Origin of the sequence: Brevundimonas sp. 2YAF1 (genome assembly GCF_052114745.1) — a bacterium.
GTDB lineage: Bacteria > Pseudomonadota > Alphaproteobacteria > Caulobacterales > Caulobacteraceae > Brevundimonas.
This window is the reverse complement of record NZ_JBFRFI010000005.1, coordinates 237,696-253,728: the sequence shown is the minus strand read 5'-3', so window position 1 is coordinate 253,728 and position 16,033 is coordinate 237,696. Positions and strand designations below refer to the sequence as shown.

Below are 16,033 nucleotides of genomic sequence, written 5' to 3'. Positions count from 1 at the left end.
CCAGTCGATGTTGCGTGTGCGAAACGGTACTCGATGGCGGGCGGTCTAGACCCGCAGCGGAGCGGGAGCAAGCATCCGGCGTTGCGCCCTTGGTCGGCCCCTGCGACGCTGGACGGGCCGTCCCGACCCCCGCAGGAAACGCCGCCATGTCCTCGTTCGCTCCCGATCCCGCCTTCGAGGCCGGGTCCGTCTTCGCCGCCGACTGGCCCCTGTGCCAGGTGCGGCTGCAGGACGACGCCCGCTTTCCCTGGCTGATCCTGCTGCCGCGCGTGGACGGGGCGGTCGAACTGGACGATCTGACGCCGCAGCAGCGCGCGATCCTGACCGAGGAGATCGTTCGGGCCGGCGACGTGGTGCGCGCCCTGGGTCAGGCGGCGGGCCGCCCCATCGACAAGCTGAACACGGCGGCGCTGGGCAATGTCACCCGCCAGCTTCACGTCCATGTCGTCGGTCGTCGCCGCGACGACGGCCTGTGGCCGGATCCGATCTGGGGGCGGCGCGGGGCGACGCCCCTGGCCGCGGCGGATCGTATGGCGGCCTTGCGCCTTATATCGAGAGAGTGATCAGGAAATCGCGATCCGCGGCGCTTATCCGCCCCGGTTCGTTGACACCCGGCCTTTGCGGTCACTAAAGCCTATCGCACTGCAACCGGCTCTTTTTCAACGGGTCTTTTGAGAATCATTCGCATGTCGAACCTCCCCAAGGATGCGGGCGACGCCAGCAGCGACCCGACCGGCCGCTACGTCCGCCATCCCAACGGCCACGTCGCGCCGATGTCGCCCTTCACCGACGTCTGGCGGTGGCACATCACCATGACGGCCTCGATCCTGTTCCGCGTCACCATCGGCGCGGCCACCGTCGGCGCCGTCCTGCTGCTGGGCTGGATCGCCGCCCTGGCCTCGGGACCCGACGCCTATGCCAAGGTCCTGGCCTGCTCGGCCTCGCCGTTCGGCCTGTTCATCTGGTTCGGCCTGACGCTGGTGCTGTTCTCCTTCCTGCTGAACGGCGCGCGCCACCTGATCAACGACACGGGCGCGGGCCTTGATCTGAAGACCGCCAATCTGATGGCTCATGTCGCCGTCTGGGGCCCCGTGGTCCTGACCGTGCTGTTCTGGGTCGTTCTGTTCGCCGCCGGAAAGGTTTCGCTGTGAGCGCCGCCCCCAAGTTCAAGAACAATGTGAAAATCTCCGAGCGTCACGGCGCCGGCGAATGGAAGGTCGAGAAGCTCGCGTTGGCGGCTCTGATGCCGCTGGGCCTGTGGGTCCTGTCGACCGGCTTCACCCTGGCGGGCACCGGTTACGACGCCGTCGTTGCCTGGTTCGGCAGCGCGCTGAACGCCGGCCTGCTGGCCGTGACGGCGCTGGTCTTCTTCCTGTTCGCCAGCCTGGCCTGGAAGGTCATCATCGAGGACTACGTCCCCGCCTCGTCCCGGTCGGCCCTGATCCGGGTCTCGAACCTCGTCTTCCTCGTGCTGGCCGCCGCCAGCATCTTCTTCATCGTGCGTGTGGCGATGGGCTCCGCCCCGCTGCCCGCCGGAGTCTGATCCCGTCATGGCTGCTTACGAGCTTATCGATCACGAATACGACGTCGTCGTCGTCGGCGCGGGCGGCTCCGGCCTGCGCGCCGCGCTCGGCGCCGCCCAGCAGGGCCTGAAGGTCGCCTGCGTCACCAAGGTCTTCCCCACGCGCTCGCACACCGTGGCCGCCCAGGGCGGCATCTCGGCTTCGCTGGGCAACATGGGCGAGGACAGCTGGCAATGGCACATGTACGACACCGTCAAGGGGTCGGACTGGCTGGGCGATCAGGACGCCATCGAATACCTGGTCCGTAACGCGCCCAAGGCCGTTTACGAGCTGGAACACTGGGGCGTGCCCTTCAGCCGCACCGAAGAAGGCAAGATCTACCAGCGCGCCTTCGGCGGCATGACCCGCAACTTCGGCGAAGGCCCGGTGCAGCGCACCTGCGCCGCCGCCGACCGCACCGGCCACGCCATCCTGCACACCCTGTACGGCCAGTCGGTCCGTCGCGAGGTGAAGTTCTTCGTCGAATACTTCGCCCTCGACCTGATCATGCAGGACGGCGCCTGCACCGGCGTCACCGCCCTGCAGCTCGACACCGGCCAGATGCACCAGTTCCGCGCCAAGATGGTGGTGCTGGCGACCGGCGGTTATGGCCGCGCCTATTTCTCGGCCACCTCGGCCCACACCTGCACCGGCGACGGCAACGCCATGGTGCTGCGCGCCGGCCTGCCGCTGCAGGACATGGAGTTCGTGCAGTTCCACCCGACCGGCATCTACGGCGCCGGCTGCCTGATCACCGAGGGCGCACGCGGTGAAGGCGGCTACCTGACCAACTCGGAAGGCGAGCGCTTCATGGAGCGCTATGCGCCGACCGTGAAGGACCTGGCCCCGCGCGACATGGTCAGCCGCTCCATGACCATCGAAATCCGCGAAGGTCGCGGCGTGGGTCCGAACAAGGACCACATCTATCTGCACCTGGACCACCTGGATCCCAAGATCCTGCACGCGCGCCTGCCGGGCATTTCGGAATCGGCCAAGATCTTCGCCGGCGTCGATGTGACCAAGGAGCCGATCCCAGTCCTGCCCACCGTCCACTACAACATGGGCGGCATCCCGACGAACTATCACGGCGAAGTCCTGACGCTGCGCGACGGCAACCCCGACAGCGTGGTTCCGGGCCTGATGGCCGTGGGCGAGGCGGCTTGCGTCTCGGTGCATGGCGCCAACCGCCTGGGCTCCAACTCGCTGACCGACCTGGTCGTGTTCGGCCGCGCCGTCGGCCTGCGCTGCGGTGAAGTCGTCGACAAGGCATCGAGCGTGCCGTCGGCTTCCAAGGCCCAGACCGACGAACACCTGGCTCGCCTGGACCGCTTCCGCAACGCCTCGGGTTCGACCCCGACCGCGCACCTGCGCCTCGACATGCAGCGAGCCATGCAGTCGGACGCCGCCGTCTTCCGCACCGGCAAGACGCTGGAAGAAGGGGTCGCCAAGCTGCGCTCGATCGACGCCGCCGGCGCCGACATCAAGACCACCGATCGCGGCCTGATCTGGAACACGGACCTGATGGAGACGCTGGAGTACGACAACCTGATCGCTCAGGCCGTCGTCACCATCGAAGGCGCGCTGAACCGCACGGAATCGCGCGGCGCCCACGCCCGCGAGGACTTCCCGGACCGGGACGACGTCAACTGGATGAAGCACACCCTGGCGTGGAAGCGTCCCGGCGAAGGCGTCCAGATCGACTACCGTCCAGTCCACAAATACACGATGTCTAAGGACATCGAGTACATCGAGCCCAAGGCTCGGGTTTACTAAGGGCGCACGCAGATGGTTCAACTCACCCTCCCGCGCGGTTCCAAGCCCTCGAACGGCAAGGTCCACAAGGCCCCGGCTGGCGCCAAGAACGTCAAGACCTACAAGGTCTATCGCTACGATCCCGAGGTGGATTCCGATCCGCGCTGGGACAGCTTCGAGGTCTCGACCGACGATCACGGCCCCATGCTTCTGGACGCCCTGATCCACATCAAGAACGAGATCGACCCGACCCTGTCGTTCCGTCGCTCGTGCCGTGAAGGCATCTGCGGCTCGTGCTCGATGAACATCGACGGCCGCAACACCCTGGCCTGCACCAAGGGCTGGGACGAGTGCTCGTCGCACAACATCACCATCGCCCCCCTGCCCCACCAGCCGGTGGTCAAGGACCTGGTGACGGACCTGTCGCTGTTCTACGCTCAGTACGACTCGATCCAGCCCTACCTCCAGTCCGACACCCCGGACCCGGAGCAGGAGCGCCTGCAGTCGCCCGCCGACCGCGAGAAGCTGGACGGCCTGTACGAGTGCATCCTGTGCGCCTGCTGCTCGACCTCCTGCCCCAGCTACTGGTGGAACCAGGAAGAATACCTCGGCCCGGCGGCCCTGCTGCAGTCCTACCGCTGGATTTCGGACAGCCGCGACGACGCGACCCAGAAGCGCCTCGACGACCTCGAGGACCCGTTCAAGCTCTATCGCTGCCACACGATCATGAACTGCGCCCAGGTCTGCCCCAAGGGGCTGAACCCGGCCAAGGCGATCGCCGAGACCAAGAAGCTGATGGTCGCGCCGAGCCGCAAGAAGACGGCGGCCTGACGCTTAAGCCCCTCCGATCCGAACAGCCCCCGGCGCCGTCAGGCTCCGGGGGTTTTTCATGGCCGCCGCGCGCCGGGGCTTGCCTCCGGCGCGGCCTGGGCTAAGACGCCTGCATGGCCAAGATCACCTATATCGAGCACGACGGGACCGAGCACACGGTCGAGGTCAAGAACGGCCTTTCCGTCATGGAAGGCGCGATCCGCAACAACGTGCCCGGCATCGACGCCGACTGCGGCGGGGCCTGCGCCTGCGCCACCTGCCACGTCTATGTGGACGAGAACTTCGCCTCGGAAACGGGCCGCCCCTCGGCCATGGAGGAGTCGATGCTCGACTTCGCCGAGAACGTCGAAGCCAACAGCCGCCTGTCCTGCCAGATCCGCGTCAGCGACGACCTGGACGGCCTGATCGTGCGCCTGCCGCAAAGCCAGCATTGAGATGATCGACGCCCGGCTGCTGGACGCGGTCGGGTCTCTGGTCGCCGCCCATGCCGCGCCGGACCGTATTCCCCTGATCGGCATCGCCGGGGCGCAAGGCTCGGGCAAGACCACCCTGGCCCACGCCGCCGCCGAGCAGCTGGGCGCGGCGCATCTGTCGCTGGACGACGTCTATCTGACGAAGGCCGAGCGGGCGCGGAAGGGCAGGGCGATCCATCCCCTGTTTGCTGTGCGCGGCCCGCCGGGCACGCATGATCTGGCGCTGCTGGACCGAACCGTCGCCGCCCTGCGCGCCGCCGGACCCGACAGCCGCACGCCGCTGCCCGCCTTCGACAAGCTGGCCGACGACCGCCGCCCCGAGCCCGACTGGCCGGTGTTTGCGGGCCGCCCCTCGGCGGTGCTGGTCGACGGCTGGTGTCTGGGCGCGACGGCGCAGAGCGACGCCGATCTGGCCGCGCCGATCAACGCCCTGGAGCGCGAACAGGACGGGCAGGGGGTCTGGCGCCGCGCGGTCAATGCGGAACTGGCTGGCCCCTACGCTGAGGCCTTCGCCCGGTTCGACGCCATCCTGTTCCTCAAGGCGCCGTCGTTCGACGCCGTGCTGGACTGGCGCTGCCAACAGGAGGCGGAACTGATGGGCCTCGCCCCCGCCGACCTTCCGGCCGAGCGCCGCGCCGAACTGGCCGTCTTCATCCAGGCCTTCGAGCGCCTCACCCGCTCCATGCTGACGGGCGGGGTGCGGGCTGATGTGGCCTTCGAGCTAGATAGACATCGGCGTCCTGTCCCTTCTCCCCTTGCGGGAGAAGGTGGCCCGTCGGGGCCGGATGAGGGGTCTCTCGACGCCTGATGAAGGCGTGACGACTTCCAACGTCCCGCAACCCCTCATCCGACCTCGCTCCGCTCGCCCACCTTCTCCCGCAAGGGGAGAAGGATGAACTTAGTCCGCCGGCATGCGGCCGTAGTTGACGGCGATGCGGCCGATCAGGCCCTTGACGATCAGGTCGACCGGGGTGCCCTCGCGATAGTCGCCCTCGGCGACGAAGTTGACGCGGTCCTCCGAGATCAGGCGGTGGATCTTGTTGTGGTCGCGCGGGGTGTTGTCGGGGTCATAGACGGCGATGGAGAAGCCGCCCTTGGTGTGCATCATCTTCATGGTCGGCACGTCGGTGTCGCCGTCGCCGAGGAAGATCATCCGGTCGAAGGGGATGGGACGTTCCTCGTCGGGGATGAAGCGGTTGATGCGCTCGTCGTCCCAGTGGTTGTGGACGCCCTTGTTGATGCGGAACAGGTACTGGGTCTTGGTGGTGTAGTTGACGCCGACCGCCGGCCAGACAGCCACTTCATTGTCGTCATAGGCGTATTTCGAGGCAAAGACGTGGGTGAAGGCCTCGGCGATGGGGCAGCCCTGGATCATCTCCTCCAGCCCGGCCGAGATGATGTAGTGCTCGATCTCCAAACCATACTGGGCGCCGAATTCGTTCATGCGGTCGAACCAGGAGCGGTCGCGCAGGCCCTCGAACAGGGCCACGTCGCGGCCGTGGTCCTGCAGCGTCTGGCGCGTCACCGGCGCGCCCTGTTCGCGGGCCGTCTGCAGCATCATCTGCATGTACATCAAGATGCCGTCGCCGTCGGAGGCGATGGTCCGTGGGCGGACGGTCTCGTTCCAGAACTGGGCCGGCGTCATCCCGATCGAGGGAATGAAGCTGACCTCCTGCATATTGCCCCGCGCCAGGGTGCCGTCGAAATCATAGATGATGGCGGTCTTGAGCAGGGGGCGGGTGGTGTCGGCCATGAGAGCGTCCTGAGGGCTAGGACACGCCCTCTAGCACGAGATCAGACGAACATCAGCCCAGCAGCAGCTCCGGGGCCGCTGTCGGGGCCGTGGCCTCGACCGGCAGGTGCAGGATGAAGGCCGCACCCTTGCCCGGCTCGGACTGGACCTCGGCCCAGCCCCCGTGCAACTCGACCAGGGCCTTGACCAGGGCCAGGGCCACGCCCGGTCCGCCGCGTTCGCGCCGCACGAAGCGGTCGAAGACGTGGGCCTGCAGGTGGTAGGGAATGCCCCGGCCGGTGTCCTCGACCCGGATGCGCACCTCGCCCGAGCCGACCTCGGCGGTCAGGGTCACGGCCCCGCCCTCGGACACGGCGCGACAGGCGTTCTCCAGCAGGTGGTCGACGGCCTGGGCGATGCGGCGGGCGTCGGCGCGGATCGGCTTCAGCCGGGGAGGGCAGGCGACGGTCAGGACGGCGCCGCGCCCCTCGACCTTGGCCCGCACCTTGTCGGCGGCTTCCTCCAGCAGGTCTCGGACCCGCATGTCGCCCAGCGCCAGCTCCATCTCCCCGGCGTCGATCTGGGCCATGTCCAGCACGTCGTCGATGGAACGGGCCAGGTGGCTGGCGGCGACGCGAATGGCCCCGGCGTGCTGGCGGCTGCGCTCGGGCAGGTCGCCCATGGCCTCCAGCAGTTCGGAATAGCCGACGATGGTGGTCAGGGGGGTGCGCAACTCATAGGAGACGCTGCCGACGAACTCGCGCTTCAGCGCCTGGCTTTCGGCCAGCGCCGCTTCCTTGGCCGCCAACGCCTGTTCCAGTTCGCGGTGGGCGGTGACGTCGGAGAAGGCGACCAGGGTGGCGCCGTCGGGCAGGGGGCGGGTCTGCCAAGCGGCCAGACGCCCGTCCTCGGTGCGGCCCTCGCCGGACACGGCGACGCGGCTCTCGGGATCGGGATCGGCCACCCGCGCCTTCAGCCCCAGCCACAGGGCGGCGTCGGGCAGGACCGGGCGGCACAGGGCGGCCACGGCGTCGAAGTCGCCCGCCTCGGCCAGCCGTTCGGCCGAGACGTTCCAGAAGGCCTCGAAGGCGTCGTTGTGCAGCCGCAGCCGGCCGTCCGAGCCGAACACGGCGACCGCGTCGTTCAGCTTGTCCAGCGTCGCCGTCTGGACCTGGATCTGGGCGTTGTAGCGGCTGCGCAGTTGCAGCTCGTCGGTGATGTCAGAGAAGATCAGCAGGATGCCGCCCAGCGGGTGCGGCTGGCGCACCACGCGCAGCGTCCGCCCGTCGGGCAGGGACCAGCTGTCGTCCGGCGAAGCCTCTGCGGCGCCGTAGAACTCCAGCTCGCGCCCCTTCCAGCCGGCGTAGTCGACGACCTCGGGCAGCTGGCGTTTCTGGCGCAGCCGGTCCAGCAGTTCGGCGTGGGTCGGACGCTCGTCCAGCCAGGCCGGGTCGATGTTGAACAGCTGCTGGAAGGCGGTGTTGTGGAAGGCCAGCCGCTTGGACGGGCCGAAGATGGCCACGGCGTCGGCCAGATGGTTCAGGGTCTCGTCATGGGCCTCGACGTGACGGCGCAGGGTGTCGCGCGTCTCCTCGGCCTCGGTCATGTCGATGGCGAAGGCGATGACGGCGCCGCGGCCGCCGGCCAGCGGCTCGGCCAGAATGCGCCAGGCCCGGCGGCGGCCGTCCGAGGAGACCCAGCGGAAGCCTTCCTGTCGGGCGTTCAGGCGCGAGGCCTCGGCCACCACGGCGTCGGCGCCGCGATCGAAGCTGAGGCCCGCCTCGCGCGCCTCGGCCAGGGTCTCGGCGCGGGTCTCGGTCAGCCAGGCCTTATTGGCCCAGATCAGTTGCCCTGCGCCATCGACCACCCAGGTCGGGGCGGGCGAGGCCTCGGCCAGGGCGCCCAGACCGGCGTCGGCGGTGGTCTCGGCCCCGCCCAGTTTCGACAGGCGCAGCCAGGCCGACCCGCCCAGGGCGCGACCCTCGACCGCCCAGGCGCCGTCGGCGGATTCCAGCAGGGTCTCGAACGGCTCGCCCCGCCGGACTAACCCCTCCATCCGCGCCGTATGGGTCTCGTTCAGGGCCGCGACGATGGTGTCGGCGGCCTCGCCTTCGCGGCCAGGGGCCAGGGCGGCCAGGGTCTCCGGCGCGCCGAAGACGATCTGGGCCGCGCCCTCGGAGGTCAGGGCCAGACGCACGTCGTCGAATACGTTCAGGGCGCCCTCGCAGGCGGCTGCCTGACGCCGGGCGTCGGCCAGCCAGGTCTCGATCTCACCCTCGCGGGCGTTCAGCCGAGCGCGCAGCCGCCAGGCCCAGGCGCTGATCGCCAGCGCCAAACCCGCTGCACCCGCAGTGGCCACATAGGCGATGTCGGCCTCGGCCATCCTGTCCCCAGAAAATTCGTCGGTTGAACCAGCGGACCCGCACGCGGCGCCGGCCGATTCGCGTTTACCATACCCTGATTGCGGCAATTGCGATGCGGCGAGACGGCCGATTGCGGCGCGCCGCCGCGCGGGCGATATCCAGACCATGACCCAGACGTGGAACGACCAGTCCGCCCCCTCCCTCGACGACTTCGCCCGACTGGCCGAAGCCGCCTTCGCCGCCCTGCCCGACCCGTTCCGGCAGGCCGCAGGCGATGTGGTCATCCGCGTCGACGAATTCGCCGACGAGGAGACCCTCGCCGAGTTGGAGATCGAGGACCCGTTCGAACTGTCCGGCCTCTATCACGGGGTCGACATCGGTCATCGCGACGGGCTGGGGCCCGCGCCCGAGCCGTCGCGCATCTTCCTCTACCGCCGCCCCATCCTCGACGAATGGTGCGAGCGCGGCGACCTCGGTCTGGCCGAGATCATCGCCCACGTCCTGATCCACGAGATCGGCCACCACCTCGGCCTCGACGACGACCAGATCCACGCCATCGAGGATGCCGACGACTGAAGGCGACCGGGCCGATCGCGGCCAAGGCTGAGCGCCGGGACGCGTCACCGATCGGTCAAGGCGCGGCCCTACTCGGCAATCCGCTCCAGCTTGGCGGCGAAGAAGCCGTCCAGGCTCCCCCGTTCGGCCCATTGGGCGGGCAGGATGCGCAGCCAGCCCTCGGGGGTCAGGGCCTCAATCGGGGCGCCGATCTCGGTCGGGACGGCGGCGACGGTGCGGAAGGCCGGGTTGCGGCGCAGGAAGGCGATCACCTGAGTTTCGCCCTCCTCGCGTTCCAGCGAGCAGACGCAATAGACCAGACGGCCGCCCGGCTTGACCTTGTCCGCCGCCACGTCGAGCAGACGGTGCTGCACGTCGGCCAGCTTGGCGACCTCGGCGGGGCGGGTGGCGCGCAGGACTTCGGGGTTGCGACGATAGGTGCCGGTGGCGGTGCAGGGGGCGTCCAGCAGGACGGCGTCGAAGGTGCGCGTATCCTCCCAGTCCTCGGCGGGCACGGCGACGACCTCGACCGGCAGGCCGGTGCGGTCGAAATTCTGACGCAGGCGCTTCAGGCGCGCGGCCGAACGGTCCAGGGCCACGACGTCGGCGCCGGCGGCGGCCAGTTGCAGCGTCTTGCCGCCGGGGGCGGCGCACATGTCCAGAACGGTCTCCCCGGGCTTGGCGGCCAGCAGGCGGGCGGGGACGGCGGCGGCGGCGTCCTGGACCCACCAGTCGCCGGCCTCGAAGCCGGGCCAGCTGGCCACGTCGCCGCGCTTGCCGGTGCGGACCGTGCCGCCGGGCAGGACCTCGCCCTCGACGTCCTGGGCCAGAACGGCCAGATCGACGCCGGGCTTGGCGCTGAGGTCGGTCGCCGGTTCGTCGCGGGTGGCCAGGGCCAGACCGATCAGATTGGTTTCGCCATAGGTCGCCTTCCAGCGGGCGGCCAGCCAGTCGGGCAGGTTGGATTCGGCCGTGGTCAGGCCGGGACCGTCGCGGTCCACGCCGCGCAGAACGGCGTTGACCAGGTTCTTGTAGGGCCGGGTCTTGGCGTCACGCTCGGCCAGTTTCACGGCCGTCGAGACGGCGGCGAAGGCGGGCGTCCCCAGCACCAGGGTCTGGGCCAGGGCGACGCGCAGGATGGTGCGCACCGGGGCCGGCGGTGCCTTTTGCAGACGACGGTCCAGAATCTGATCGATCTCGCCCAGACGACGCAGGGCGGCCATGGCCACGGCGCGGGCGAAGGCGCGATCGGGGCCGTCCAGATCCTTGGCCGGCGACTGGGCCAGCGCCTCATCCAGACCCGTGCGCTTCTCCAGCGCGGCGTTCAGCAGGAGGCCGGCGACCAGACGCGCCTCGACGCCGATGTCGGCATGAGGATCGTCGGTGACGATCTGGGGCTGGGCCTCACGACGCGGACGCGCCTTTTCAGCCATACGGCGACCGCGCGCGGCCGAGCTTTTGCCCTTGGGCGTTCCACCACTCATACGGAAACCTGCGTGCCCAGTTCGACCACGCGGCCGGGAGGGATATGGAAGAAGTCGGTCGGATTGGCGGCGTTACGCATCAGGAAGATGAACAGCTTGTCCTGCCACAGGGGCATGCCCTGCCGGGCCGAGGCGATCACGGAACGCCGTCCGAGGAAGAAGCTGGTCGACATGATGTCGAACTTCAGCCCCTGCTTGCGGCACAGGCCCAGGGCGCGCGGCACGTTCGGCGTCTCCATGAAGCCGTAGGTGATGGTAAGCCGTTTGAAGTCGTCGCTGATCGGCTCCATGCTCACGCGCTGATCGTCGGACACGCGCGGCCGGTCGGCGGTATGGACCGTCAGGATGATGTTCTTCTCGTGCAGCACCTTGTTGTGCTTGAGATTGTGCATCAGGGCGACCGGCGCGACCTCAGGGTCCGAGGTCAGGAAGATGGCCGTGCCCGGCGCCCGGTGCGGCGGACGGGCCTTCAGCATTTCGATCAGATCGCTGAGCGGCAGACTGTCCTTGCGGGTCTTCTCGGTCAGGATCTGCGTGCCGCGCACCCAGGTCCACATCACGACCACCAGGCCGCCGCCCAGAACCAGCGGCATCCAGGCGCCATCCGGTATCTTGAGCAGATTCGACGTGAGGAAAACGCCGTCGATGAAGCCGAACGGGACCAGGGTGCCCAGCGCCGCCCACAACGGCCACTTCCACTTCTTGGTCACCACCGACCAGGCCATCAGAGTATTGACCAACATGGTGCCGGTGACGGCCACGCCGTAGGCGGCCGTCAGATTGTGTGACGACTGGAAGGTCAGCAGCAGGAAGAGCACGCCGATCATCAGCAGGCTGTTGACCGCCGGAACATAGATCTGGCCGGCCAGGGTCTCGGAGGTGTTGCGGATGTCGATGCGCGGCAGGAGGCCAAGCTGGACGGCCTGTTGCGTCACCGAGAAGGCGCCGGTGATGACCGCCTGGCTGGCGATGACGGTGGCGGCCGTGGCCAGGATCAGCATCGGCCAATAGACCATCTGCGGCACCATGTTCCAGAACGGGTTGTCGGCCCCTGCGGGATTATCCAGCAGGAAGGCGCCCTGGCCCAGATAGTTCAGCGTCAGACAGGGCAGGACCACGAACAGCCAGCCCTGGCGGATGGGCGCCTTGCCGAAATGGCCCATGTCCGCATAGAGGGCCTCGGCCCCCGTGACAGCCAGGAAGACGCTGCCCAGAATGACGAAGCCGAGGAAACCGTCCTCGAGCAGCAGTTGGACGCCATAGACCGGCGACAGCGCCCGCAGGATCGAGAGATCGTCGAAGATGTGCGTCAGCCCCAGCGCGCCGATGCTGAGGAACCAGACGGCGGTGATCGGGCCGAAGAATTTGGCCAGGCCGGCGGTGCCGCGCGACTGGACCAAGAAGAGGGCGATCAGAATGCCCGCCGCCAGCGGCAGGATGAAGGGATCCAGCTCGCCGTTCAGGCCGGGCGCGTCCTTCAGACCCTCGATCGCGGACAGAACGGAGATGGCGGGGGTGATGACCCCGTCGCTGTAGAACAGCGCCGCGCCGCAGACACCGAGAATGAACAGCCAGGCGCTGCGTCGGCCGACCGCGTGCTGGGCCAGGGCCATCAGCGACAGGGTGCCGCCCTCGCCCTTGTTGTCGGCGCGCATCAGGAACATGACGTATTTGAACGTCACCACGATCATCAGGGCCCAGAAGGCCAGGGAGACCACGCCGATGACGGCCAGGTCGCCGCCGACGCCCTTCTGGGCGTGGCCGATGGCCTCGCGCAGGGCGTAGATCGGGCTGGTGCCGATGTCGCCGAAGACCACCCCGATGGCGCCGAGGATCAGGGCGCGATGGGTCGCCTTGCCGTGACCTTTCGGAGACGGACTCTGGGCGTGCGGTTTTTCGGAAGCGTTTGCGGCGGACGTCTCAGCGTCGCCGCGGGGCGTGTCCCCGGCCATTCTTATCCTCCGGGTCGCGCGGAAGGCGCGCCCATCAAGAGCGGCGGGCCTTTAGACCCTTTCCGTCAGCGGTTCAATCGGCCCTCGGTTCCGCCCGTCGGGCCGCGGAAAGAATGCGGCGGTCCGTCTTGGCCTGAACCAGGACTACGACATTGTCTTCAGAGGCGGAATCGGCGGGAAGGGCGAACAGCACGGGGCGTCCGGTCCAGTCGCCGAGACGGCGCACCTCGCGCACCACATTGACGTGGCGCACCACCTGACCGCGGTTGTCGCCCTGTCTGACCTCGACGGTCTGAAGACCGGGGCGATAGATCACCGCCGTCACCTCGGCGCCGCCGCGCGGCGGGCGGCCCGAGCCCACGCCGACCCGGTCGCCGGTCTCGCGGAACTCGATCTCGGGCGGCCACGGACGGGCGGCGGCCTCGGCGTCGATGGCGGCCTGAAGCTCGGGCGGGCGGGCGCCGGACAGTTGCCGACGGCCGTCCACCACCACCTGGGGGGTCGAGACGTTCCTCAGCTTCAGCGCCTGACGATAGACCTGCTGGCGGGCGGCGAACTCGGGCTTGGCGAAGGTGTCGGGCCAACCCAGATAGTCCCAGTAGTCGACCGCATAGGTCAGGGCGATGACCCCCGGCTCGTTGGCCACCGCCTCCAGGGTGCGGTTGGCGTCGGGACAGCCGGAACAGCCCTGGGCCGTGAACAGTTCGACCACCACCGGCTGGACGGAGGCGTCGCGGTCGCGCTGAGGCGGCGCGGCGGCGGTTGTCAGCAGGCCGACCCCCGCCAGCGCCGCCGCGATCATCCCAGTCCTGATGCCCCGTGCCGTCATCCAGCGATCCTAGCCCCTCGATCCGTCCGCGCCGCTCATAAAACCGTGAAGGGCATTATCCTTGGCCTATCGCGCTTCGCGCTACTTGAGGCCGCGCTCAAGCAGGCCGAAGGCCGTTAGCGCACCAGGAATGCCCTCAGTCCATCAACTGCTGGCTGAGATAGACATAGTGGCGGGCCCAGCGGCGGGCGTTGGCGACCGGGTCGGCGTCGTTGGAGTGACCGCCGGCCGTGTCCTCGTAATAGAGGTGGTCGTGGCCCTGATCGCCCAGGCGCGCCGCGAACTTGCGGGCGTGGCCGGGGTGGACCCGGTCGTCGCGCGTGTTCGTCGTGATATAGACGCGGGGGTATTTCACCTCGGGCCGCAGTTGCTGGTAGGCCGAGTAGCGGGCGATGAATTCGGCGTCGCCCGGAATGCGCGGGTCACCGTATTCGCCGATCCACGAGGCGCCGGCGGGCAGGTCCTGATAGCGCAGCATGTCGATCAGCGGGCTCTCGATCACCGCCGCGTTGAACAGTTCCGGGTGCTGGGTGATCGACACGCTCGTCAGGACCCCGCCGTTGGAGCGGCCATAGATGCCCAGGTGGCGCGGGCTGGTGATCTTGCGCTGCTCGAGATCGCGGGCCACGGCGGCGAAGTCTTCAAACGCCCGCTGGCGATTTTCGCGCAGGGCCGCCTGGTGCCAGGCCGGGCCGAACTCGCCGCCGCCGCGGATATTGGCCTGAACGAAGACGCCGCCGTTTTCGAGCCAGAGCTTGCCCATCTCGGGCTTGTAGGCCGGGGTCAGGCTGACCTGGAAACCGCCGTAGCCGAGCATGACGGTGGGGTTCGATCCGTCCAGCTTCATCTCGCGCGGGCGGGTGATGAAGTAGGGGATCTTGGTTCCGTCGGTCGAGGTCGCCTCAAACTGTTCGACCACATGGGTCGAGGCGTCGAACTTGGCGGGGGCCGACTTCAACTCGGTCAGGGCGGCGGTCGAAACGTCGGCCAGGCTGAGGGTCGGCGGCGTCAGGAAGCCCTGGGTCGAGACGAAGACCTGACCCTTGGCCTTGGAGCTGTCGCCGAGGCCCACGGCGCTGTTGGCGGGGACGGCGATATCGGTGGCGGTCCAACCGTTCGCCGTCGGGGTGAAGCGCTTCAGCCTGCCGACGACGTTGTCAGCGATCACCGCCACGATGCTGTCGGAGAAAACGGTCACGCTTTGCAGCGACTGACGCAGCGTCGGCGTGAAGATGGTCGCCGCTTCGCGCCCGATACGAACGTCCTGACGACCCTCGCCGAGCGCGCCGAGCGGCAGGGACAGCAGCGAACCGGCCGCATAGTCCTGACCGTCGAAGCGCCACGCCTGATCCGGCGAGAAGACCAGATTACCGCCCATGACGCCTTCGACGGCGACGCGTTCGGGCAGGTTCAGCTTTTGCGGCTTGCCGTCGGCGCCCAGCGCCCAGGTCTCCGAACGGAAGGTGTCCAGCGGGCGGCTGAACAGGACAGCCTGGACCGCGCCGGCCTTGTCGCGGAAGACCCTGGGCGAGACGCCGTAGCCGCCGTCGGACTGCTGGCCGCGATAGACCTCGGTCGCCTGGGCCAGCGACTGACCGCGCTTCAGGGATTTGACGATGAAGGGATAGCCCGACTCCGTCATCGTGCCGGGACCGAAGTCGGTGGCCACCAGAAGCGTGTCGCGGTCCAGCCAACTGATGCGGTGCTTGCCCTCGGGCAGGACGAAGCCGCCATCGACGAAGGTTTTCGTCGTCAGGTCGAACTCGCGCACGACCACGGCGTCCTTGCCGCCGTCCGACAGGTTGATCAGGCAGCGGGTCTCGTCGGGGGCCAGGCAGTTGGCGCCCTTGAACACCCAGTCGCGGCCCTCGGCCTTGGCCAGGGCGTCGATGTCGAGCAGCGTCTCCCACTGCGGCGCGCTGCTGCGATAGCTGTCCAGCGTCGTGCGGCGCCAGACGCCCTTGGGATTGGCCGCGTCCTGCCAGAAGTTGCCGAGGCCCTCGCCCAGGAAGCTGACGCCGGGGATGCGGTCGGTCGCCGTCAGGATGGCCTCGGCCTGCTGGCGGAAGGTCTCATAGCGGCGGTCGCCGGTCAGGGCGGCCAGCGACCTGGCGTTCTCGGCGGCGACGAAGGCCTTAGCCTCGGCCCCGTCCACCGCTTCCAGCGCCAGATGGTCGTCGGCGGCCTTGACCCCCTCGGGCGACAGGTCGCGCGGGAAGTGCGGCGGCGGAGCGGTCGCGACGACGGCGGCCGGATCGACCGGCGCCAGGGCCAGGGCCGGACCGGCGGCGAGGATCAGCACCGGCAGGGCGGCGGACAGGAACAGATGACGCATGAAGACAAACTCCGCTTTCGAAATCCTCCCCTGCGTCAGCGGGGGAGGGGGACCGCCGTCAGGCGGTGGAGGGGGCGGAACCAGCTTCGGCGTGCGGGGTCGCCCCCTCCACCACTTCGTGGTCCCCCTCCCCCGTTCGCCAAGGCTCACAGGGGAGGATCAGAT

The 16,033-nt window shown here is 68.7% G+C and carries 14 protein-coding genes; 8 read left to right on the top strand and 6 right to left on the bottom strand.

Translation table 11 applies throughout. The annotated features are described in order from the left end of the window. Nucleotides 1–146 precede the first annotated feature (146 nt). The 7 genes from AB4Y68_RS09295 (at nt 147) to AB4Y68_RS09265 (ending at nt 5,426) form a co-directional block, all read left to right on the top strand. A complete protein-coding gene (locus tag AB4Y68_RS09295) occupies nt 147–563 on the top strand; it encodes an HIT domain-containing protein (RefSeq protein WP_441455273.1) in 417 nt (138 codons plus the stop codon). A gap of 123 nt (nt 564–686) precedes the next feature. Continuing rightward, entirely contained in the window at nt 687–1,151 is a 465-nt protein-coding gene (sdhC, locus tag AB4Y68_RS09290) for a succinate dehydrogenase, cytochrome b556 subunit (RefSeq protein ID WP_441455272.1), read from the top strand. Further along, nucleotides 1,148–1,543: a succinate dehydrogenase, hydrophobic membrane anchor protein gene (locus tag AB4Y68_RS09285; RefSeq protein ID WP_441455271.1), complete on the top strand. Its 396-nt coding sequence runs from the start codon at nt 1,148–1,150 to the stop codon at nt 1,541–1,543. Before sdhC ends, AB4Y68_RS09285 begins: the two co-directional genes overlap by 4 nt. A gap of 7 nt (nt 1,544–1,550) precedes the next feature. Further along, nucleotides 1,551–3,335 carry a succinate dehydrogenase flavoprotein subunit gene (gene sdhA, locus AB4Y68_RS09280; protein ID WP_441455270.1) on the top strand — a complete coding sequence of 595 codons (1,785 nt, stop codon included), beginning with the start codon at nt 1,551–1,553 and terminating at the stop codon, nt 3,333–3,335. A gap of 12 nt (nt 3,336–3,347) precedes the next feature. After that, the gene (locus AB4Y68_RS09275) at nt 3,348–4,145 is read left to right on the top strand and encodes a succinate dehydrogenase iron-sulfur subunit (RefSeq protein WP_441455269.1); all 798 of its coding nucleotides are present in this window, start codon (nt 3,348–3,350) and stop codon (nt 4,143–4,145) included. A gap of 113 nt (nt 4,146–4,258) precedes the next feature. Further along, entirely contained in the window at nt 4,259–4,579 is a 321-nt protein-coding gene (locus tag AB4Y68_RS09270; protein WP_441455268.1) for a 2Fe-2S iron-sulfur cluster-binding protein, read from the top strand. A 1-nt stretch (nt 4,580) separates the two neighbouring features. After that, nucleotides 4,581–5,426 (top strand): kinase, encoded by an 846-nt coding sequence (locus AB4Y68_RS09265; protein WP_441455267.1) that lies wholly within the window; start codon nt 4,581–4,583, stop codon nt 5,424–5,426. 90 nt (nt 5,427–5,516) lie between these two features. Here the strand turns inward: AB4Y68_RS09265 and AB4Y68_RS09260 are convergent, their stop codons facing one another. Beyond that, nucleotides 5,517–6,371 carry an HAD family hydrolase gene (locus AB4Y68_RS09260; RefSeq protein ID WP_441455265.1) on the bottom strand — a complete coding sequence of 285 codons (855 nt, stop codon included), beginning with the start codon at nt 6,369–6,371 and terminating at the stop codon, nt 5,517–5,519. A gap of 52 nt (nt 6,372–6,423) precedes the next feature. Next, nucleotides 6,424–8,733: an ATP-binding protein gene (locus AB4Y68_RS09255; protein WP_441455263.1), complete on the bottom strand. Its 2,310-nt coding sequence runs from the start codon at nt 8,731–8,733 to the stop codon at nt 6,424–6,426. 145 nt (nt 8,734–8,878) lie between these two features. On the opposite strand from AB4Y68_RS09255, the gene AB4Y68_RS09250 reads away from it, so the two are divergent. Beyond that, entirely contained in the window at nt 8,879–9,289 is a 411-nt protein-coding gene (locus AB4Y68_RS09250; RefSeq protein WP_441455262.1) for a metallopeptidase family protein, read from the top strand. 68 nt (nt 9,290–9,357) lie between these two features. On the opposite strand, the gene AB4Y68_RS09245 is transcribed toward AB4Y68_RS09250, so the two are convergent. The 4 genes from AB4Y68_RS09245 to AB4Y68_RS09230 form a co-directional block, all read right to left on the bottom strand. Beyond that, the gene (locus AB4Y68_RS09245) at nt 9,358–10,701 is read right to left on the bottom strand and encodes an RsmB/NOP family class I SAM-dependent RNA methyltransferase (RefSeq protein WP_441455260.1); all 1,344 of its coding nucleotides are present in this window, start codon (nt 10,699–10,701) and stop codon (nt 9,358–9,360) included. Nucleotides 10,702–10,748: 47 nt separating this feature from the next. Beyond that, the gene (locus tag AB4Y68_RS09240; protein WP_441455259.1) at nt 10,749–12,704 is read right to left on the bottom strand and encodes a potassium transporter Kup; all 1,956 of its coding nucleotides are present in this window, start codon (nt 12,702–12,704) and stop codon (nt 10,749–10,751) included. A 73-nt stretch (nt 12,705–12,777) separates the two neighbouring features. Next, nucleotides 12,778–13,533, bottom strand: coding sequence for a DUF1223 domain-containing protein (locus AB4Y68_RS09235; protein ID WP_441455258.1), 756 nt, complete (start codon nt 13,531–13,533; stop codon nt 12,778–12,780). 136 nt (nt 13,534–13,669) lie between these two features. Beyond that, nucleotides 13,670–15,868: a prolyl oligopeptidase family serine peptidase gene (locus tag AB4Y68_RS09230; protein ID WP_441455256.1), complete on the bottom strand. Its 2,199-nt coding sequence runs from the start codon at nt 15,866–15,868 to the stop codon at nt 13,670–13,672. Nucleotides 15,869–16,033 lie beyond the last annotated feature (165 nt).